Below are 19,531 nucleotides of genomic sequence, written 5' to 3'. Positions count from 1 at the left end.
ATGGTGTGGGGTGTGCGGGCGGCTTTGCCGCCCGCACACCCCACACCATGGGGTTTGGGGCGTAGCCCCAACCTAACTACAAACCATAGTGATAGAAGAACGACAGATTGGAACACTCCTCAGAACCGAGAAGCGAACCGCCCACATGGTGGTTCTTCCCCTACGCCGCGCTGCTGATTGGAGGCATGCTCTTCATGCTGCGGCGTTTGGTCTTGCCGACCTCGTTTGAGTTGGCGGGGGTACCCTTTACCATTGCGATCAACTCGGCGCTGAACCTATGCTACACACGCCCCGGCTTGATCACATGTAGCGACGCGATCATTGTTGTGCTGACAAGCTTGGCGGTAGCGATTGGTGCTGGTTGGCGCAGTTGGGGGCGCATGTTCTTTGCGCTGATCTTCGTCGTGACGCCCATCGGGCTCTACATTCTCTCCGGGCCGATCTGGCTCTGGTTGCCCACATTGGCGCTGTTGCCCGTAGTTATTGAGGGCGGGAGTCGGCTCTTGGCACCATATCTGATTGACGAGTAGAAATTAGGCGGGTGTGAGAGAACCAGGTTCCCGCGCACCCGCCCATTCTATGCGTAACTTAGTTACGCAAAAACACACACAACCGTACCCCCGATTCTGTTCTAGCCGCCATCTCTCTCTCCGCAACAGCGGAGGCCCCTTGTAGCGCGCCGGGTGTTACCCGGACTGCCCGCAGAGCTGCGATGCGAGTGAACGAGGTGGTACCAACGCACAAAGCCCATGGCTCATGCTCCCACCAATGAGCCCACCCCACGCACCTTGCTCCCCATGAGCCGGCGCAGTCGCCTGGCCGCCGACATCACTGCCGACGCCGGTGGTCACTTACACCACCCTTTCACCCCTTACCTGTGCCCTTGCGGGCCATCGGCGGGACTGCTCTCTGTTGCCGTCTTGCGTCACACGGGCGTTACCACCCGCGTGCCCCCGCTTACCGTTTCGCGGGGCAGCCTTCCAACCTTATGGGTTGGGCGAGGAGTCGGGAAGTTCCTCTGGGGGTTGGCCCCAGCGGCGGCTCGTTGTGTGTTAGCTTACGCTAAAGTATACCATGCACCCAAACCTGTGTCATTCCTTGACATTCGGAAAACGCTGATGATATACTCTAGTTAAGGATGTTGAAATAGTAACTGATACCGAAAGTAACCCATGGCGACGGAGCGCAAAGAGCAAGGCTCAACCCGGCGCAGCATCCTTCAACTTTTGCGTCGCCACGGCGAGATGACGGCGCTTGAGTTGAGCGAGTGTCTGTATGTGGGGGCGGTTGGCATCCGCCAGCACCTCGGGTTGTTGGAACGCGATGGTTTAGTCCAGATCGTCGGTTTGCGCCGGGGCGTTGGTCGTCCGGCCAATCTCTATGCCTTGACCCCCAGGGCAGAAGAGAGTTTTCCGCGCCGCTATGATCGCTTGGCGCTCGATCTGATCCACCATGTTGAACGCCACGGCGGTGAGACGGCGGTGACCGAGATGCTGGCCGGGCGTCGTCAGCGTCAATTGCGTGATCTTGCGCCCCATCTGGCTGACCAGACTTGCCGCGAACGGGTGGCAACGCTCACCAACCTGCTTGCCGAGCAGGGCTATATGTGTGAGTGGGAAGAGGAAGAGGATGGTTCACTCATCCTTACCGAGTATAACTGTCCGGTTGATTGTGTTGCCCGTCAGTGTCTGCAACTCTGCGACCAAGAGGTAAAGCTCTATCGTGAACTCTTGGCTGCACCTGTGATCCAAGAGATCACCCTTGCTCAAGGGGGCGGCTGCTGTCGCTATCGCATTACGCCTGTTGATTAATGGAGGTACCAAGAATGCCGTTTGAACTCGCGCCTTTGCCCTATGCCTACGACGCCCTTGAACCCCACATTGATGAAGCGACAATGCGCTTTCATCATGATAACCACCATAATACCTATGTGACCAACCTGAACAATGCGCTGGCCAAGTATCCCCAGTTGGCCGATCAGAGCCTTGAGCAATTGCTGACCAAGCTTGACGAGCTACCCGATGATATTCGTATGGTGGTGCGGAACAATGGCGGCGGCCACTGGAACCACACCTTCTTCTGGCAAATTATGGCCGCTGGCGGCGGTGCGCCAAGTGGGGCGCTTGCTGAAGCGATCAATGCTAGTTTTGGGAGCTTTGAGACCTTTAAGGAGCAGTTTAAGGCCGCTGGTTTAGGCCGCTTTGGCTCTGGCTGGGCCTGGCTCGTGAGTGACGCCGCTGGGACGCTGAGTATCGTAAGTACCCCCAATCAAGATAATCCGCTCATGGAGGGCAAGACCGCCATTCTGGGCGTGGATGTCTGGGAACACGCCTACTACCTCAAGTACCAGTTTAAGCGTCCGGCCTACCTCGACGCCTGGTGGAATGTGGTCAACTGGCCCAAGGTGGCTGAATTGTACGCGGCGGCACAGAAGGCATAGGCGCACAAGGCGCAGGCTGCACATCTTACGAGTATGCGTGAGGCACAGAGGCAAGGGCTTCATGCTCTCATACATGGCTTCCCCCCCCGTGCCATTTCCACGTTGTGGAAATGGCACGGGGGGTGTTGTGTTTTTTGTTTACCCCCCTACTTCTCCGCCAGACGATAGGCTGCGACTGTCTCTTGGAGCATCTTGGCTAGGTTGCTTAGGTCCTGTGCGGCTCGCTCGGCTTGGCGTGTGGAACTGAGCGTCTGTTGGGTGGCTTGCTGGATTGAGGTGATCGCCTGTACCACCTGTTCGAGGCCACTCACCGCTTGCCGGGCGCCCGAAGCCATCTGGACATTGGTCTGGGTGCCGGTTTCGACTTCGGCGGCGATGCGGTGGATCAGGTCGCCCGCGCGGGTGATCATGCCGCTGCCCTGCTCGACCCGCCGGGTGCCCTCTTCGGTCACCATGACGGCGGCGTTGCTCGCCTTCTGGATTTCGTTGAGGATGTCACGTACCTGTACGGTGGCCGCTTTGGAGCGTTCGGCAAGGGCGCGAACATTCTGAGCGACGACGGCGAAGCTCTTGCCCTGCTCGCCCGCACGGGCGGCTTCAATCGCGGCATTGAGTGCGAGGAGGTTGCTCTGGTCGGCGATCTCGCTCACCGATGTGGTAATCGTGCCAATCGCTTGGGTCTGTTCAGCGAGGGCCATAATGGTCTGGGCGATGCTTTCGACACAATCGCGCACCTGGTTCATACCCTGGATGCTCTCTTCCACCGTGGTGGTGCCTTCGCGGGCGAGCTTGAGCGCCGCCTGGCCGTCTTCGGCGACGCGGGTGGCCTGTTCATCCGAGTAGCGCGTGATCTGTTTGACCTGCTCGACGGTTGCGGAGGTTTGGGTGACAGCAGAGACCTGTTCGGTGGCACTGGCGGCCTGTTGGGTGGTGGCGGCGAGGATTTCGCTCGCTGCGCTGGCAATGTCTGCCGCAGCGCGCCGCAGTTGCCCCGTGAGCATGGTCAGGCTCTCGACCATTTCGTTGAGGCCGTGGCCCAATTGCCCAAGTGAGCCATTGGTACGCACGTTGAGGCGCTGGGCTAGGTTGCCCTGGGCAACTGCCTGAACAAAGCTCTGGTACTCGGCAACAGTTTGCTCCAATTCGGCCCGCCCCTGCGCTTCCGCCTCTTGGAGCCGTTGGGCCTCGGCTTTTGCTGTGTTCGCCTCGCTAATGCGCTCCAACAGCGTATCGGCCATACTGTTGAAGCGCTGCGCTAAGATACCAATCTCATCTTGGCGCTCTACGTTGATGCGTCGTTGTAGATCACCCTGAGCCACCGCACTTACCGTCTCAACCAAATGGTTCAGTGGATTGTTCAGCGACCAGCGCATCACCAAGACAGTGACAACAATCGCAAGCACCGTAGCGATCAGGGTCAACACCAGGGCGAGGTTGGTCTGGGCATGCACCGACTCATAGAACTGATCGGTGGGAACACGATGGACATAGTACCAAGGCATGCTGCGCATAGGGCGAATGACCGATTCCCCCGGCACATTGGCATTCAGTTCACCAGCAAAGAACTCCTGTTCACTACGATTGCGTTGCAAAGCCAGAATACTCTCGCTCAACTCATGTAGATCGGTGGCTGCTGCCAGCAAGTTTGCGGTGGCTGGCCCAAAGCGCTGCTCGCTGATCATACGGGTTCGCACCGCTTCCGGGAGCGGATTGGCGGGCCGCAGGAGCAATTCTGGCCTGCTGGGGACACTCAGACGAATGCCATGTTCATCAAGGAGTACACTATAACTGCCAGCACCACTGCGATCCGTATCGAGATCAACAAGCGCATGGAGTGAATCGAGATCGGTACGCACATCCACTAAGCCAATCATGGTACGATTGGCCCCATAGACTGGCGCGATGAAATGGATGCTAATCTCATTCGAGTTTGGCTCACTGCCAACATCCGATATTGTCGGCACCCCATTGAGGCCACTGCGAATTTCGGGGCGGGTACCACGATCTTGGCCAAGAATAGCCTCATCGGTACTGAGTACCACGCGCCCGCGTATATCAAGCAGTGAAACCGCAACATAATCATAGGACTCACGCGCCGCATCAATCACCGCCTGACCACGCGCCCGTGCTTCGGGATCGTTCTGCTCACTCAACATCACAATGATCAGCGGCAATTGGGCAAAGAGCCGCACAGAGGCGAGGCGGTCGGCGAGGTAACGTTCAACCCGTTCAACCCCATTGATCGCTTGGGTGTCAATCTGCTGTTGGGTAGCCGCAAAGACATTGTTACTGGCTAAATTGTTGGTCACTAACGTTAAACTAAGCATCGCAATGAGTGCAATGCTCAAGGTTACCAAGACCATACGGCTACTCAAGGAGCGTACTGGTGAAAAGCGTGCAAACATACCAACCTCCCGCACTCAAGACAGTTATGGCTCGCTGACATCACGCGGCGCGCCGAGGGCCGTTGGTCAGGCGTTGTTTTTAGGGATGGTTTCAAGGTACTTTACAGTTTGTGCCATTAGGTAGTGCCGACTTTAGTCGGCTGAGGTCGCCGACAACCCTTGGATGCCGACTAAAGTCGGCACTACGACGGTAAAGCTGAACGTGCGTTTCTGAAACCATCCCTCACGTCAAAATTATACGACTCTGATAGCACGGGGGTATTACGGGGTTAGGGCGATGATACCCGTTGGCTCATTCTGTCAATCTGTGATATAATCGCGTCGGTACTTACAAACGCAAGATTGATCGAACGGCGGGCGGCGCCAGGCCCGTGCGCGATTATTGAGGAGGCATTATGGCGCTTGAGAAGGGCGAAAAGTCCAATCTTATCGGTGGTTACCAAGTCCATAGCACTGATACCGGCTCGCCGGAGGTGCAGGTGGCCCTGTTGACCGAACGGATCAACCAGTTGATTGATCACCTGCGTATTCACATTCACGACCACCACTCGCGCCGCGGGTTGCTCAAGCTTGTCGGACGCCGTCGGCGCTTGCTTAACTATTTGCAGAGCCGTGACAAAGATCGCTACCGCAGTGTCATTGAGCGCCTTGGCCTACGCCGCTAAGCCTGAGTATGGTGCTATGGGAGCGTGCTACGGATCACATAGGAGCATCGGCGGATCAGAGCCGCTGATGCTCCTATGGCTTTTAAGGAGATATTAAAAGGAAACGTATGTCTGAACAACAGGTCTTTACGGTCAGTACCGAAATCGCTGGCCGGACGCTTACACTTGAGGCGGGGCGCTTCGCTGAACAGGCCGATGGTGCCGTGACGGTGCGCTATGGCGATACGATGCTGCTCGTGACCGTGGTCGGGGCTAAGGATGCCCGCGAAGGGATCGATTTTTTTCCGCTGACGATTGATTATGAAGAGCGGATGTATTCCGCAGGTAGAATTCCTGGTAACTTCTTTAAGCGCGAAGGTCGCCCCACGACAACTGCGATCCTCATTTCGCGCCTCACCGACCGCCCCCTGCGTCCGCTCTTTCCCAAGGGCTACCAGAATGAAATCCAGATCACTGTGACCACCTTCTCGATGGATATGGTCAATGATCCTAGCTCCCTTGCGATCATTGGGGCCTCGGCAGCTTTGGCGATTAGCGACATCCCCTTTGCTGGCCCCGTCGGCGCGGTGCAGATGGGCTACTTTGATGGTGCGCTTGTGGCTAATCCGCTGATGCAGGACATGGAGCGTAGCCGTCTTGATCTCATGGTTGCCGGTACCAAAGATGCGGTGCTGATGGTTGAGGCCGGAGCCTATGAATTGACTGAAGACGAGATGCTCCAAGCGGTCGTTGATGGTCACACTGTCTGTAAGCAACTCTGTGAACTCCAAGAAGAGTTGGTACGACTCTGTGGCAAGCCGAAGCGCGAGTTTGTGCCTCCGCCCGCCGATACTTCGCTCGAAGAGAGTATTAGCACATGGATGGGCCAGCGGCTGCGCGAGGCGGTGCGTAGCGCGGTGAAGCAGGACCGCGAGCGCAATACGCAGGCGCTGAAGGAAGAGGTGATTGCCCACTTTACCGCCGATGAGCCTGAAGAGGAGTTGCCCGCTCGCAGCAGAGAGGTTGATAAGGCGTTCGAGAAGTTGCTTAAGGCAGAGGTGCGTGACGCCATTCTTGATGATGGTATGCGCGTTGATGGCCGTCAGCCCGACGAGGTACGCCCGATTAGTGTTGATGTGGGGGTCATTCCACGGGTACACGGCTCTGGCCTCTTTAACCGTGGGCAGACCCAGGTGCTAACGATTACGACCCTTGGTTCGCCTAGCGATGAGCAGCGGCTTGATGATCTTGGGATTGAGACAACCAAGCGCTATATTCACCACTACAATTTCCCGCCCTTCAGCACGGGTGAAGCAAAGCGCATTGGTTCGCCGCGCCGCCGCGATATTGGCCACGGTGCCCTGGCGGAACGCTCGCTCTATGCGGTGCTGCCGTCGCAAAACGAGTTCCCCTATACCCTGCGGCTTGTCTCGGAGGTGCTGAGTTCCAATGGTTCCTCCTCGATGGCCTCGGTCTGTGGTTCCTCGCTCAGCCTGATGGATGCGGGCGTACCGCTCAAAACCCCAGTGGCCGGGGTGGCCATGGGCCTGATTACCGCCCCCGATGGGCGTTGGAAGGTTCTCACCGACATCCAGGGGCTTGAGGATGCGCTCGGCGATATGGACTTCAAGGTGGCTGGGAGCGCCAGCGGGATCACGGGGCTCCAGATGGATATTAAGACCACTGGGATCACCTATGACATTATGCGCCAGGCGTTTGAACAGGCGCGCTTGGGCCGCCTCTTCATCCTTGACAAGATGAATGCGGTGATCAGTGCAGGCCGCGCTGAGATGTCGCCCCATGCTCCGCGTATTATCACCCTACAGATTCCCGTTGAGAAAATCGGTGCGCTGATTGGGCCGGGAGGCAAAACCATCCGCAGTATTGTGGAGAATACCGGCGCTCAGATTGATGTCGAAGATGATGGGCGGGTCTTTGTCACCACTGCCGACGGTAACGCTGCGAAAGCCGCAGTCGCAATGGTGGAGGGCCTTACCCGCGAAGCTAAGGTGGGCGACATTTTCCTGGGTAAAGTGGTGAGCATTCGCCCCTTTGGGGCCTTCGTGAACATCCTGCCCGGCAAAGACGGCATGGTGCATGTCTCGGAACTGGCCGAAACCCGCGTTGAGAATGTGGAAGATGTGATTCAACTCGGTGACGAGATCAACGTGATGGTGATCGGTGTTGATGCGGCTACCGGCAAGATTAGCCTCAGCCGCCGCGCCGTACTCACCGGCGAGTCGCCCGAAGATCGGCGCACCGCTGGTGGCGGCGGTGCCTCGCGTGATCGTGGCCCACGCGACCGTGGTGATCGTGGCGACCGTGGCGACCGTGGCGGGCCGCCACGCGGCGGCGACCGCCCACGCCCACGGCGGCGTGATGATGAGCGCTGAGGGATCATTGACACCGAATAGAGCTTGGTGATGCTCTGGATGGCCCTCACCCCCTACCCCTCTTCCTTTATGGGCGGACAGAAAATATGTGCGTTGCCACGCAAAAACCGCATTGCAACACCAAGAATCTTGATGTCTTCGCCCCCTCTCCCACTTGTGGGAGAGGGGGAAGGGGGGTGAGGGCCAACCAGCGCATCTCCATCAGGAATCCGCATGCACCCGCACAAAAATTCTACGCCCCTCTCCCACGTGGTGGGAGAGGGGCGCAGGCACCGCTGTTTTGGGTTGAACCCAAAACCTCTGTGCCCTCGGTGCCTCTGTGGTGAAAACCTCTGTGTCCTCTACACCCTCTACACCCTCAAATCTGATCCAAATAGTCCTTGAGCAGCTTGCCCAAACGGGGGTGGCGCAGTTTACGCAGGGCTTTCACCTCGATCTGGCGCACCCGCTCGCGGGTGACACCAAAGGCTTTGCCGACCTCTTCAAGGGTGCGCGGTTGGCCGTCGGAGAGGCCGTAGCGCAACTCGAGGACGCGCCGCTCCCGTTCGGTAAGCTGGTCGAGCGCAGTGGTAATCTGGTCGCGCAGCATCCCACTGGCGGCAGCATCGTCGGCGTCGAGGGCATGGGGATCAGGAATGAAATCGGCGAGAGTACTGTCGGCCTCCTCGCCCACGGGAGTCGCTAACGAGACTGGGTCTTGGGCGGTGCGGCGCAGTTCACGCAGCTTCTCTTCGCTCATCTCGAGATGATGGGCCAATTCGCTGTCGTTGGGTTCACGGCCTAAGCTCTGGGTCAACTGGCGACGGGCGGCCTGAATGCGGTTGAGGGTTTCGCCCAGATGGACAGGCAGACGCACAAGCCGCGATTGATCGGCTAGAGCCCGCGAGAGCGCCTGTTTGATCCACCATGTGGCGTAGGTGCTGAACTTAAAGCCCTTTTCGTGGTCAAATTTTTCAATCGCACGCAACAGACCCAAGCTACCCTCTTGGATGAGATCGAGCAGGGGCAGGCCGCGGTCGCGGTAGCGTTTGGCAATACTCACCACGAGGCGCAGGTTGGCTGCGGCCATTTGCTGGCGGGCCTCATTGCCCAATTCGAGGTCGCGTTGCCATTGCTGATACTCTGGGCTGCCCGGTTCGGCCTCTTTGAGCCGCTGTTCGGCCTCTTGGCCCTTGACAATCGCTTGAGCCAAACGCTTCTCTTGGTCATGGGTGAGCAGTTGGACCTGGCCGATTTCACGGAGGTAGAGGCGCACACTATCGCCCAAGAGGGCATCGGAGAGATCACCGTCTAGTTCGGCGAGGTTGGTACTGACCACATCTTCCTCTTCCGACTCGCGCACGGGGATGTCGGCCTCAGAAAGAGCGGCGTAGATCATATCAATTGCGTCGGTGGCATCCTCCGGGTTGGGAACCAGCGCTTGGATCTCTTCAAGCGTAACGAAGGTCCGTGCGCGGCCATGGTCGAGCAGGCGTTGGATGTCGGCCTGGCTGACGGTATTGGGCGTTCGCACGGCTTCGGGTTGCGTTTGAGACATAACTATTCCTTCGCTGGCCAGCTTTCTGTCAAGAGGACGGGGTGCCATTGTTTGTGAGGGTGGATGTCTTGTATTCTAGCATATTCGCCAAAAGTCGGGCGCGAGCACACAAGCCATACGCCTTTTGGTACAATGGGTATAGTTGAGATGTTTGGGATGGTTCGGAGGAATTTTGCCGTTTGCGAGGACGCGAGGACGTGAGGACGCGAGGACGCGAAGCTAGCGCGTCTTCGCCTCACGCATCCTCGCAGGCTAGTAAAGCAACCTTACGCTTTTCTAAAACCATCCCTTTGGCCTGTTTACCCCGGAGACACTTATGAGCATAGCTGATGCGTTCGTGCTGCTGCGCGATGAAGAGATAGAGGAGTTAAAGACCCGTGCGCGTCTCTATCGTCATGAACGGAGTGGCGCTGAAGTACTCTCGTTAGAGAATGACGATGAGAATAAGTGCTTTGGGGTCACCTTCCGTACCCCGCCAGAGGATCATACCGGCATTGCCCATATCCTTGAACATGCCGTACTCTGTGGTTCGGCGAAGTATCCGGTGAAGAAGCCCTTCTTTGAGCTGATTAAGAGCTCGGTGAAGACTTTTCTCAATGCGATGACCTACCCGGATAAGACGACCTATCCGGTGGCGTCTACCAATTTGACCGATTTCTACCATTTGGTTGATGTCTACCTTGATGCGGTCTTCTTCCCCAAGCTTGGGCCGGAAGTGCTGAAGCAGGAGGGTTGGCATTTTGCCCTGCCCACCAAGGATGCGCCCCTGAAATTTGGCGGCGTGGTCTTTAATGAGATGAAGGGGCAGTATTCGTCGCCCGATTACTTGCTCTACCGTGCGGGCATAGAGGCCATTTTTCCCGACACAACCTATGGCGTCTCTTCGGGTGGTAATCCGCAGTATATTCCTGAGCTTACCTACGAGGCGTTCCAGCAGTTTCATGCCACCCTCTACCATCCCTCGAATGCCCGCATCTTCTTCTATGGTGATGACGATCCAGAGCAGCGCTTAACGCTGCTGGCGGCCTATTTGGATCAGTTTGAGGCGTTAGCCAGTCCGCCACAGATTGGCTTGCAGACGCGCTTCAGCGAACCACGCACCGTCGAACAGACCTATGCGGTCTCGCCAGAGGAGCAGGGCCAGAAAAAGGGCATGGTGACGCTCAATTGGATGCTGGATGCAGAACAGAACCAGACGCGCATTTTGGCCCTAGACATCCTGAGCTATTTGCTGATTGGTACACCCGCTGCGCCGCTCTACCAAGCCCTGATGGATTCGCGTTTGGGCGAGAGCCTGACCGGCAGCGGCTACTACCACGGTCTCCTGCAGCACACCTTTAGCGTTGGCTTGAAGGGCATTGATCCCGCTCAGGCCGCTACGGTGGAAACCTTGATCGTGGAGACACTCACCAGCTTGGCCGACACGGGGTTTGATGATGACCAGATTGCGGCGGCGCTCAATACAATGGAGTTTGCGCTACGCGAGAACAATACCGGCTCGTTCCCGCGTGGCCTGAGCCTGATGCTGCGTAGCCTCAGCACCTGGCTCTATGAGGGCGATCCCTTGGCCCCGTTGCGCTATGAGGTGCCCTTGGCCGAGGTGAAGGCTATGCTGGAACGGCGCGAGCCGATCTTTCAGCAGTTGATCCGCGCCCACCTGCTTGAAAACTCCCACCGCGTCCGCGTGCTGCTGCGCCCCGATCCGGAACACGCCGCCCGCGAAGCGGCCCACGAGCAGGCCCGTCTCGATGCCGCCCGTGCCAGTATGGACGACGCGACCCTCGAACGGCTCGTGGCCGAGACGCAGGCGCTCAAGGCGCTGCAAGAGCAGCCCGATGCGCCCGAAGAGCTCGCCAAGATTCCGACGCTGCACATTGCCGATCTGGATCGTCAGGCTAAACAGATTCCCAGTGAGCTACGGACGGCTGGCGAGACCCCGCTGCTCTACCATGATCTCTTTACCAATGGCGTGATCTATTTGGATCTGGCCTTTGACCTACGCAGCCTACCGACCGAGTTGCTGCCGTTGGCCCCCATTTTTGCGCGTATGCTCACCGAGATGGGCACGACCGAAGAGGATTTTGTGCGGCTCTTGCGCCGGATTGGGCGGCACACGGGCGGGATTGGCGCTACCGTGATGACGGCCAACCATCTGCCGACGGGCGACTATTTGGGGCGCTTTACCATCAGGGGCAAAGCGACGGTAGCCCAAGGACCGCAGTTGCTGGCGATTCTGCAGGATGTCCTGCTCAAGTTGCGGCTCGATGACCCGGAGCGTTTGCGCCAGATTGTGACCAAGAGCCGGGTAGCGAAGGAGTCGGGCTTGGTGCCAGCGGGCAACGCCTATGCGCGCAAGCGCAGCGCGGCGCGCCTTGAGCCCTCGGAGTGGGCCGATGAGCAGATGGCGGGCATTAGCAGCATCTTCTTCCTACGCGAGCTAGAGCAGCGCATCCAGGCCGATTGGCCAGGGGTGTTGGCCCAACTTGAGGCTCTGCGTCAGCATTTGGTGAACCGCAGTGGCCTCTTGCTCAACTTGACCCTCGATGAGGCGGGCTACCGCGAGTTAGCACCGCAGCTCGCTGAGTTTACGGCGGCACTGCCGAGCAGCAACTACACCCCGGCAATTTGGTCGGTAAGCGCAGCGGGCCCGGGCGAAGGCCTCATCATCCCGGCGCGGGTCAACTATGTAGCCCAAGTGGTCAACTTGCAGCGTCTAGGGCTTGAGGTAGGCGGCGCAGCGGGCATGGTGACGCGCTGGCTCAGCATTGGCTACCTACTGGATCGCATTCGCGTGCAGGGTGGAGCCTATAGTGCAGGCTGTAGCTACGACCGCACCAGCGGGCTGCTGGCCGCAACCTCCTACCGTGATCCCAACCTCCTCAAGACCCTGCAGGTCTACGCTGAACTGGGCGACTTCTTACGCAGTGTGCCGCTCGATGACCAGACGGTGGAACGGGCAATCATTGGTGCGATTGGCGACTTAGATGCCTACCAGTTACCTGATGCCAAGGGGACGTCGGCGTTTCTACGCCATCTATGCGGCGTGAGTGATGCATGGCGTCAGCAGATGCGCGAAGCGATCCTCGACGCCAGCGCCGCCGACTTCCGGGCCTTCGCCGAGGCTGCCGACGCCCTGCGCGAGCATGGGGTAAGCTGCGTTGTCGGCAGCGAAGAGACAATCCTCAATGCCAACCGCGAACGCCCGGGCTTGTTGACGCCGGTAAAAGTTCTTTGAAATTCAACTCAACATTACCGTCGTAGTGCCGACGTTAGTCGGCATCCTGGGGTTGTCGGCGACCTATGGGGCAAACGTAGTGCCGACGTTAGTCGGCATCCTGGGGTTGTCGGCGACCTATGGGGCAAACGTAGTGCCGACGTTAGTCGGCATCCTGGGGTTGTCGGCGACCTCAGCCGACTAAAGTCGGCACTACCTACCCTACCCTAACAAAAAATTCTTCTGGGGCGGCGCAGCCGCCCCCAACCCCCCGCCGGAGGAAGGAGTTTCTGTTTGCCTCGAAAGAACGATTGGCGCTACCCAACTGATGCCTTTGGACTGCCGGAGGGTCTATTGGCGGCATTGGTGGGTGCGGCGCTCTTGGTTGGTACATTTGCACTGGCGAGCTACCCGATTCCGATGAGTGCGGCGGCACGTTGGGGTAGTTTGACCACCTTTACCCTGTTGGCGCTGGCCGTGACGCTACCGGGCTGTGCGGCGCTCTATGATGGCTTGGGGCGGGTGGTGCGCCACGATCTACGGGCCTTTGGAGTGTTACTGGCGCTTTTGCCTGTTCTCTATGTGGCCTATGCACAGACGGTGCGTGCATTGGATCTGAGTGGTATGCTGGCGGCGCTGGCGATCACCCTGCTGCCAGCGGTCATGCTGGTGCGGGCCCGCAGCCAACGGCAACCCACACCGCTCGATGCAATCGGCTTGGGCTATCTGGCGGTAGCACTCTGGTTGGGCCTATTGCCCCCCTTGACCCTGCCGGAACACATGGGATTGGTCGGTTTCTTTGAGTTGGCGAGTATCCCATTGCTCTTGTTGCTCTTTGCGGTACGCGGCTGGCCTGGGGTGGGTTATAGTTGGCATCTGAGCCCTCGTGAGCTACGCACGGCGCTACTGGCTGGCGTCGTGGCGCTCTTGCTGGTAGGTAGCAGCGGCTGGGCCAGTGGCAACCTCAGCCTGGTTAGTCCGCTGCCAACTGCGGGGACATTGCTGCTTGGCGCGGTGAAAGCCTACTTCTTTGTGGCTTTGCCTGTGGAACTGTTGTTGCGTAGCGGCATCCAGCAGGGCTTGGCCCGCGCTATGGAGGGCGGCAGTTTGGATGCAGTAAGCCCATGGCTGGCCTTGATCAGCGCCGCGACCGTCTGGGCTGCCTTGGGCATGCTGCGGGGCGGCTGGTTCGGCATGTTCAGCGGGGCCGCAATTGGGCTGGCTGGCGGCTGGACTTACATGCGAACTGGCAAGGTCACAGCCGCCGCGATTAGTCACTTTTTGATCGTTTGGATGCTTGAGAGTGTAACGTGAGATTGGGGCTACGCTCCAAATCCTCTTGTTGTTTGGTGTTGACGGCTTCGCCGTCAACACCAAACAACAAGAGGATTCTTGAAGGAGGCGCAGCCTCCCCTAAGAAGCTGTCTGAAAAGCTAGTGGGCACATGTTGGAGTGCCGGCTTTAGCCGGCTAAAGCCGGCACTCCAACGTCAGTTCATAGACTTTTCAGACAGCCTCTAAGCCCCCGCCGGGGGCTTAACGCCATAAAGCTTACGTAAAGGGGCATCTATGAGCGCAACTACGCCCGACTACCCCGTTGATGATCGCCGTGAGTTGGTTGGCTGGTATTTTTACGATTGGGCGAACTCGGTCTTTTCCACAACGGTTGTAACGGTCTTCTTAGGGCCATATTTGACAGCGGTAGCGCGGGCGGCTGCCGACAGCGAAGGTTTCGTCTATCCCTTGGGGATTCCGTTGGCAGCGGGATCATTCTTTGCCTATATGGTTTCGCTCTCGGTGTTGTTGCAGGTCTTTTTTCTGCCGATTCTGGGCGCAATCGCCGACTACTCGCGGGCGAAGAAGCTGTTCATGGGCATTTTTGCCTATATCGGCGCATTTGCGACGATGGGCCTCTACTTCTTGGAGGGCGACAGGTATCTGTTGGGTGGGGGCTTGTTTGTGATCGCCAACCTTGCCTTTGGCGCATCAATGGTCTTTTACAACGCCTTTCTGCCAGAGATTGCCAGCCCAGACAAGCGCGATGAAGCGTCGTCGAAGGGGTGGGCCTTAGGCTACTTGGGGGGCGGCTTGCTCCTGCTGCTCAACTTAATCCTCTTCAACAATGCTGAAGCGCTGGGGATTGAAGAGAGCATGGCGGTACGGATCAGCCTCGCCTCAGCGGGGGTCTGGTGGGCCATCTTTACACTGATTCCCTTGGCGACGATCCGCACACGGGGGGCGGTACGCCGTCTGCCCCCAGGGGAACGCTACATCACCGTTGGCTTCAAGCAGTTAGTCCACACCTTCAAGCAGATGCGTCACAATGGCCATATGCTGCTCTTCTTGGTCGCCTATCTGCTCTACAACGATGGTATCCAAGCGGTGATTGCACTGGCGGCGCTCTTTGGGGCCGAGGAGTTAGGTTTGCCGCAGGGGGTTCTCATTCCGGCGATTCTGATGGTGCAGTTTGTCGCCTTTTTTGGGGCGCTGCTCTTTGGCTGGATCGCCCAACGGATCGGGGCCAAACGGGCCATTGCGGCCAGCTTGGTAATCTGGACAGCCGTCGTGATCTACGGCTACTTCATGCCCGCCGAAGTGCCCGCACAATTCTTCCTACTAGCCGCCGTGATCGCGTTGGTCTTAGGGGGGAGCCAAGCGATCAGCCGTTCGCTCTTCTCACAAATGATCCCGGAAGGGCAAGAGGCGGAATATTTTAGCATCTACGAAGTTGGCGAGCGGGGCACAAGCTGGTTAGCGCCACTCTTCTTTGGCCTAGCCTACCAGATCACCGGCAGCTACCGCATCGCCCTCGTTTCGCTCATGGTCTTCTTCATCTCCGGGCTACTCGTACTGCTCATGGTCAACGTGCGCCGTGCGATTGAAGAGGCGGGCAATCGGGTGCCGGAGCGGGTGTGATACCATTTACGATTGCAGATTGCAGATTGCAGATTGCCGAACATGGCGTCCCAATGGGCGTTAGCATTCTTGATAATGCGGCATGTTCAAGGGTAAGTGGCATGACAAGCTGCATATGCTGGAGTGCAACGTACTCTGCCATAGTTTAGCGAGCTATGCAACGTGGTTGGGTACTATTGCAATTTCACGCGATCTACAAGCTCATCGATCTCAGCATCACTCACATCAGCCATATAGTCGCGCAGCTTCATATGCATGAAGGTGTAGCCGCTACCGAAGCGAGCCAGCAGGCGTATGTTGGCGCAAGCGGTAAAGAAATCTTCGAGACGCCATGGCAAATAGCTATGCTTGGCGAACATAGCTCGTAGCAGCAGATGCTTGGCGAAAGTCTCGCCGCCATAGAAGGACCAAGAGAAGAGCGCAACACCTAAGCCGAAGCAGAGACCAAAGATCCAGCCGATAGTATGGGCAAAGATGAGCGTTAAGACCCCTCCCATAGCGACTGTCCCCATGATGCCAGCAATAGAGCTCACGAGCAGGGCGTTCTTGAGCGATGCCATAATGCCATCTTGGTTCCTCTCATCTGGCTTGATCTCTTGTCCGGTGAGATCGCGTGAGATCAGCAGGACAGCCAATAACCCACCAAAGGAGATGCCGGTCAAGATGCCGAGGAGCGGACTACTAGCGAGGGCAAGGATTGGCGTGATGAAGATGGAGGTCGCAACACCAATCATGATGGAGCGGCGGGCAAGCGCGGAATCAATCGTAAATAGAGATTGATCGCATCAATGCAGCGCTTTTGGTAACCTTCACGCACCTCATTCAGCCCATCCAAGAGCGGAAAAATCCGATCATTCGTAATCAAATCAAGCATCAACTGCCGAGGCAGTTGGTAGGTCACCGCAATCTGTTCAGCCAACCATGTTTGAAATTGTTGCTTGGGGTCTTGCCATGAAGAGAGGTTCACGAGAACCGGAATGGGCAAGTTGACATCATTGCGGGCGTTTTGCAACAGGTGGTGCATGATCGCAAAGAGAATGGTACTCTTGCCCAAACCTGGATCGCCAAGCATGATGAAACGCCCCTCGAAATGAGTGACAATCTCCATCATACCTTGGGATGCTGCTGATCTTCTGGTTTGCTCTTGAGCAACGCCCGTGGCGATGGCTGCTGCTGGACTGTTGGTATAGTAAGAAAGATTGATTTCAACCGTACTTAATTTTTTTACAGCATCATGAGACTGATTACGTACACGATTTTCTATACGTACTAAAATTTGATCGCGTCTATATTTTTCTGGATTATATTGATTGATATAATTAATTGTACAAGCGACGTTGATATTATCACGACCGGCAACGTTACCTATCGTTACGTTACCTCCAACGTGCGTATGCTCACCAAAGTTGATCAGTGCCTGATTTACAGAAAAATTGCGCCCAGCCAAGTTTTCCAAAGCCTGGGCCATTCTCTCAGAATTCGGAGTGAGCGTTTGCCTACTGGTAACACCAAAAGCCGCAAAGACACGCTGGGCAATTACCTCAGCTTGATCATGGAGCTCAGGGGGCAGTACGGCAGCAATCTCAGCGCTGAGTCTGCTTATTTGAGTTGGGGGGGATGGATTGGCTTCTGAAATGGTCATGATGTGATCTATTATATACGAAAGACTTACTGTTTGCTTCTTTTGTTAGCCGTAGGTAATGCCGACGTTAGTCGGCTGAGATCACAAACTACCGTTGGATGCCGACTAACGTCGGCACTCCAACGGTAAAACTGAGGCTGTTTCTGAAACCTTCAACCGTCTCAACCCAGAGCTTTTGACCTCACCAAGCGCAGGCTCAGAATGAGCCATGCCGAGAGACTGAAGGCAACGGCGGCGATGATGATCAGCGGGGTAAAGCCCCAGTGAACTTGGAGCATACCGCAGATCAGCGCACTCAGGGCCCATCCGGCGGCCCAGAGGACGCTTAGCATGCTCATGGCTAGGCCGCGCTGCAGAAAGGGGGTATGCTGCATAATCAGGGCATCGTTCATGGGAAAACTGGCGGCAAGCAAGAGGCCGCGCAGAAAGACGCCTGCTATTGCTAAACTGAGCATTGGTGCGAGCATGAAGAGTAAGCCGATGATGGCAGCAAAACGGAGCAAGGCGGCTCCGCGCTGCAAGCCAAGGGCTTTGCAGACGAATGGGCCAAGGAGGGCGCCTAGGCCCATGCCCAAGCAGCCCAGCGCAAAGACGATGCCTACTGCCGCATCAGGCAAGCCAAAGACATCACGAAAGAAGAGGTTCTGAAAAGGAATGATCGCGCCACCGCCAATCCCTAAGAGTAGCCCTGAGCTAACCAGGCGCAGGATGGAGCGCAACGGCAATGCTTGGCTCTCGGCAGGCACAGTAGCCGCGAGTGCCTGCTCCGGCACTACTGGGAAGCGCCCTCGCAATGGCAGCATCGCCAGCAGGCTCAAGCCGATGACGCTGAGCAAAGCGAAACGATAGGCCACTGTGGCCTGCGGGTCACTGCCGAGCAACCCCGCCACCAGCAGTGGCAGCATGCCCCCTACGCTGCTGCCGACAAGCCCGATCATGAGGGTGGCCGAAGCATTCAGCCCAAAGACATCGGCCCGCTCATCATCGTTGGTTACACTGGCCAACAGTGGCACAAGCGCCATCGTGGCAGTCAGAAAGGCTGCCCCGATGATCGATTGAGCTAGGATTAAGGCCCACAGACTGTGCGATAGCAGCATAAAGCCCCAGCCAAGACAATACACCACCAGTGCCCATAAGGTTGCTCGGCGCGCGTCAAAGCGATCAATCAACATACCCATTGGTACCCCAAAGAAGACTCCGGCCAAGCGGCTGACGGTGGACAATAAGCCTACGGTGTCGGCTCCATACCCCAGGCTTATGAGGTAGAAATTGAAGAGCAGATCCGCAATGCTTATGGCTAAACCAAAGAGGATACTGTGGATGAAAATGCGCCAAACTGGTGGGCTAATGCGTCGTAGATATATCTGAAGAGATAACAGATTCATTGGTGCAACCTCCTTTTTGCAAACCACAACCAAGCCACCCAAATCCATTTGGATTTGGGCTTAAAGGCAGCTCAAAACACCCTCAAGCTGCGAGGGTGTTTGGTACTGCGTTGGTTTGGCGCAATGGAGGGGCTTTGGGGGGCTATGCCCGGTTGCTCGGCGAAGCAGCAGGCTACGTCACAACGTAATACCAATTACCCTTGAACATGCCGCATGATCAAGAACGCTAACGCCCATTGGGACGCCATGTTCGGCAATCTGCAATCTACAATCGTAAATGGTATAAGCCCGCTTCACCATAGCAGTGCGCTCATCACCACGAAGCAGATCAACACCCGCGCAGGAGGCGATGATCCAATGCGGCCATCGTGGAGGCACCAGACGACTCTGGGTATCTTGGTCGAAGCATGAGAGCACGGAGCGCGTACTACGCAACCAGTTCCGCACTTTGGAGCAGATGAGGGATGGTGTGGCTACCGTGATCATAGCTCGTATGCTACACGAAGATACGTTCTTTGGCAATAGAGGACTCAGAACGCCTTGGATGCCACTTGACAAAGCTCAACCATGTAATTACAATGTGATTACTTCATGAAAGGAAGGATTGGAATGAGCACCGTAATGAAAACCCGGCTGGTGAAGATTGGCAATTCCCATGGCATCCGTATTCCCAAGGTCGTGCGTGACCAGATTGGCCTAACTGATACCATCGAACTCGAAGTGGACGGTAGTCGCCTCATTGTCCGCTCGAGTGCCGCGCCGCGAGCCGCTTGGGCCGCACAGTTCCGCCAGATGGCCGAGCGCCAGGATGACGTCTTGCTTGATGCCGATACACCTGCAACGCTCTGGGATAGTACAGAGTGGGAGTGGGAATGAAACGCTTTGATGTCTTTTTGGTCACGCTTGATCCAACCGTCGGGGTGGAGATGCAGAAGACGCGACCATGTCTGATCATC

The 19,531-nt window shown here is 57.2% G+C and carries 16 protein-coding genes; 11 read left to right on the top strand and 5 right to left on the bottom strand.

The genetic code is table 11. The features are described 5' to 3' along the window. The first annotated feature begins 107 nt into the window (after positions 1 to 107). The 3 genes from CJ255_RS11905 (at position 108) to CJ255_RS11895 (ending at position 2,440) form a co-directional block, all read left to right on the top strand. Entirely contained in the window at positions 108 to 530 is a 423-nt protein-coding gene (locus CJ255_RS11905; protein WP_245863346.1) for a hypothetical protein, read from the top strand. 642 nt (positions 531 to 1,172) lie between these two features. Continuing rightward, positions 1,173 to 1,811, top strand: a complete 639-nt coding sequence (locus CJ255_RS11900; protein WP_097644323.1) for a helix-turn-helix transcriptional regulator — start codon at positions 1,173 to 1,175, stop codon at positions 1,809 to 1,811. A gap of 14 nt (positions 1,812 to 1,825) precedes the next feature. Further along, a complete protein-coding gene (locus CJ255_RS11895; protein WP_097644322.1) occupies positions 1,826 to 2,440 on the top strand; it encodes a superoxide dismutase in 615 nt (204 codons plus the stop codon). Between the two features lie 146 nt (positions 2,441 to 2,586). On the opposite strand, the gene CJ255_RS11890 is transcribed toward CJ255_RS11895, so the two are convergent. Further along, the gene (locus CJ255_RS11890) at positions 2,587 to 4,845 is read right to left on the bottom strand and encodes a methyl-accepting chemotaxis protein (RefSeq protein WP_097644321.1); all 2,259 of its coding nucleotides are present in this window, start codon (positions 4,843 to 4,845) and stop codon (positions 2,587 to 2,589) included. Between the two features lie 395 nt (positions 4,846 to 5,240). On the opposite strand from CJ255_RS11890, the gene rpsO reads away from it, so the two are divergent. Both rpsO and pnp read left to right on the top strand, forming a co-directional pair. Further along, positions 5,241 to 5,510, top strand: a complete 270-nt coding sequence (gene rpsO / locus CJ255_RS11885) for a 30S ribosomal protein S15 (protein ID WP_097644320.1) — start codon at positions 5,241 to 5,243, stop codon at positions 5,508 to 5,510. A gap of 107 nt (positions 5,511 to 5,617) precedes the next feature. After that, positions 5,618 to 7,882 carry a polyribonucleotide nucleotidyltransferase gene (gene pnp, locus CJ255_RS11880; protein WP_097644319.1) on the top strand — a complete coding sequence of 755 codons (2,265 nt, stop codon included), beginning with the start codon at positions 5,618 to 5,620 and terminating at the stop codon, positions 7,880 to 7,882. 358 nt (positions 7,883 to 8,240) lie between these two features. Here pnp and rpoD read toward each other — a convergent pair whose 3' ends face one another. After that, the gene (rpoD, locus tag CJ255_RS11875) at positions 8,241 to 9,419 is read right to left on the bottom strand and encodes an RNA polymerase sigma factor RpoD (protein ID WP_097644318.1); all 1,179 of its coding nucleotides are present in this window, start codon (positions 9,417 to 9,419) and stop codon (positions 8,241 to 8,243) included. Positions 9,420 to 9,735: 316 nt separating this feature from the next. Here rpoD and CJ255_RS11870 point away from each other — a divergent pair, with 316 nt between their 5' ends. From CJ255_RS11870 to CJ255_RS11860, 3 genes are all read left to right on the top strand, one after another. Then, entirely contained in the window at positions 9,736 to 12,654 is a 2,919-nt protein-coding gene (locus CJ255_RS11870) for an insulinase family protein (RefSeq protein ID WP_097644317.1), read from the top strand. A 273-nt stretch (positions 12,655 to 12,927) separates the two neighbouring features. Then, a complete protein-coding gene (locus CJ255_RS11865; RefSeq protein WP_097644316.1) occupies positions 12,928 to 13,947 on the top strand; it encodes a CPBP family intramembrane glutamic endopeptidase in 1,020 nt (339 codons plus the stop codon). A 254-nt stretch (positions 13,948 to 14,201) separates the two neighbouring features. Then, positions 14,202 to 15,548: an MFS transporter gene (locus CJ255_RS11860; protein ID WP_097644315.1), complete on the top strand. Its 1,347-nt coding sequence runs from the start codon at positions 14,202 to 14,204 to the stop codon at positions 15,546 to 15,548. 173 nt (positions 15,549 to 15,721) lie between these two features. Here CJ255_RS11860 and CJ255_RS11855 read toward each other — a convergent pair whose 3' ends face one another. The 3 genes from CJ255_RS11855 to CJ255_RS11840 form a co-directional block, all read right to left on the bottom strand. Continuing rightward, complete coding sequence (locus CJ255_RS11855; protein ID WP_097644314.1) at positions 15,722 to 16,282, bottom strand: hypothetical protein; 561 nt, start codon at positions 16,280 to 16,282, stop codon at positions 15,722 to 15,724. Continuing rightward, positions 16,279 to 17,190, bottom strand: coding sequence for an NACHT domain-containing protein (locus CJ255_RS22745; protein WP_124681914.1), 912 nt, complete (start codon positions 17,188 to 17,190; stop codon positions 16,279 to 16,281). Before CJ255_RS22745 ends, CJ255_RS11855 begins: the two co-directional genes overlap by 4 nt. Positions 17,191 to 17,351: 161 nt before the next feature. After that, positions 17,352 to 18,575, bottom strand: coding sequence for an MFS transporter (locus CJ255_RS11840; RefSeq protein WP_097644311.1), 1,224 nt, complete (start codon positions 18,573 to 18,575; stop codon positions 17,352 to 17,354). A 213-nt stretch (positions 18,576 to 18,788) separates the two neighbouring features. Here CJ255_RS11840 and CJ255_RS11835 point away from each other — a divergent pair, with 213 nt between their 5' ends. From CJ255_RS11835 to CJ255_RS24900, 3 genes are all read left to right on the top strand, one after another. After that, a complete protein-coding gene (locus tag CJ255_RS11835; RefSeq protein WP_097644310.1) occupies positions 18,789 to 18,986 on the top strand; it encodes a hypothetical protein in 198 nt (65 codons plus the stop codon). A gap of 198 nt (positions 18,987 to 19,184) precedes the next feature. Continuing rightward, positions 19,185 to 19,451, top strand: coding sequence for an AbrB/MazE/SpoVT family DNA-binding domain-containing protein (locus CJ255_RS11830; RefSeq protein ID WP_097644309.1), 267 nt, complete (start codon positions 19,185 to 19,187; stop codon positions 19,449 to 19,451). Then, positions 19,448 to 19,531, top strand: an 84-nt coding sequence (locus tag CJ255_RS24900) for a type II toxin-antitoxin system PemK/MazF family toxin (protein ID WP_217352439.1), incomplete at its 3' end; no start/stop codon positions are given. The genes CJ255_RS11830 and CJ255_RS24900, both read left to right, overlap by 4 nt.

The sequence above is a fragment of the Candidatus Viridilinea mediisalina genome, assembly GCF_002532535.1.
GTDB classification, from domain to species: Bacteria; Chloroflexota; Chloroflexia; order Chloroflexales; family Chloroflexaceae; genus Viridilinea; species Viridilinea mediisalina.
The sequence above is the reverse complement of the archived record's forward strand: the minus strand, read 5'-3'. Positions and strand labels throughout refer to the sequence as shown.

Excerpts from the sequence above, each read along its gene's own strand:
- CJ255_RS11900 (WP_097644323.1), top strand. The coding sequence starts at position 1,173 with ATGGCGACGGAGCGCAAAGAGCAAGGCTCAACCCGGCGCAGCATCCTT.
- CJ255_RS11895 (WP_097644322.1), top strand. The coding sequence starts at position 1,826 with ATGCCGTTTGAACTCGCGCCTTTGCCCTATGCCTACGACGCCCTTGAA.
- CJ255_RS11890 (WP_097644321.1), bottom strand. The coding sequence starts at position 4,845 with ATGTTTGCACGCTTTTCACCAGTACGCTCCTTGAGTAGCCGTATGGTC.
- rpsO (WP_097644320.1), top strand. The coding sequence starts at position 5,241 with ATGGCGCTTGAGAAGGGCGAAAAGTCCAATCTTATCGGTGGTTACCAA.
- pnp (WP_097644319.1), top strand. The coding sequence starts at position 5,618 with ATGTCTGAACAACAGGTCTTTACGGTCAGTACCGAAATCGCTGGCCGG.
- rpoD (WP_097644318.1), bottom strand. The coding sequence starts at position 9,419 with ATGTCTCAAACGCAACCCGAAGCCGTGCGAACGCCCAATACCGTCAGC.
- CJ255_RS11870 (WP_097644317.1), top strand. The coding sequence starts at position 9,736 with ATGAGCATAGCTGATGCGTTCGTGCTGCTGCGCGATGAAGAGATAGAG.
- CJ255_RS11860 (WP_097644315.1), top strand. The coding sequence starts at position 14,202 with ATGAGCGCAACTACGCCCGACTACCCCGTTGATGATCGCCGTGAGTTG.
- CJ255_RS11855 (WP_097644314.1), bottom strand. The coding sequence starts at position 16,282 with ATGATTGGTGTTGCGACCTCCATCTTCATCACGCCAATCCTTGCCCTC.
- CJ255_RS22745 (WP_124681914.1), bottom strand. The coding sequence starts at position 17,190 with ATGACCATTTCAGAAGCCAATCCATCCCCCCCAACTCAAATAAGCAGA.
- CJ255_RS11840 (WP_097644311.1), bottom strand. The coding sequence starts at position 18,575 with ATGAATCTGTTATCTCTTCAGATATATCTACGACGCATTAGCCCACCA.
- CJ255_RS11835 (WP_097644310.1), top strand. The coding sequence starts at position 18,789 with ATGATCAAGAACGCTAACGCCCATTGGGACGCCATGTTCGGCAATCTG.
- CJ255_RS11830 (WP_097644309.1), top strand. The coding sequence starts at position 19,185 with ATGAGCACCGTAATGAAAACCCGGCTGGTGAAGATTGGCAATTCCCAT.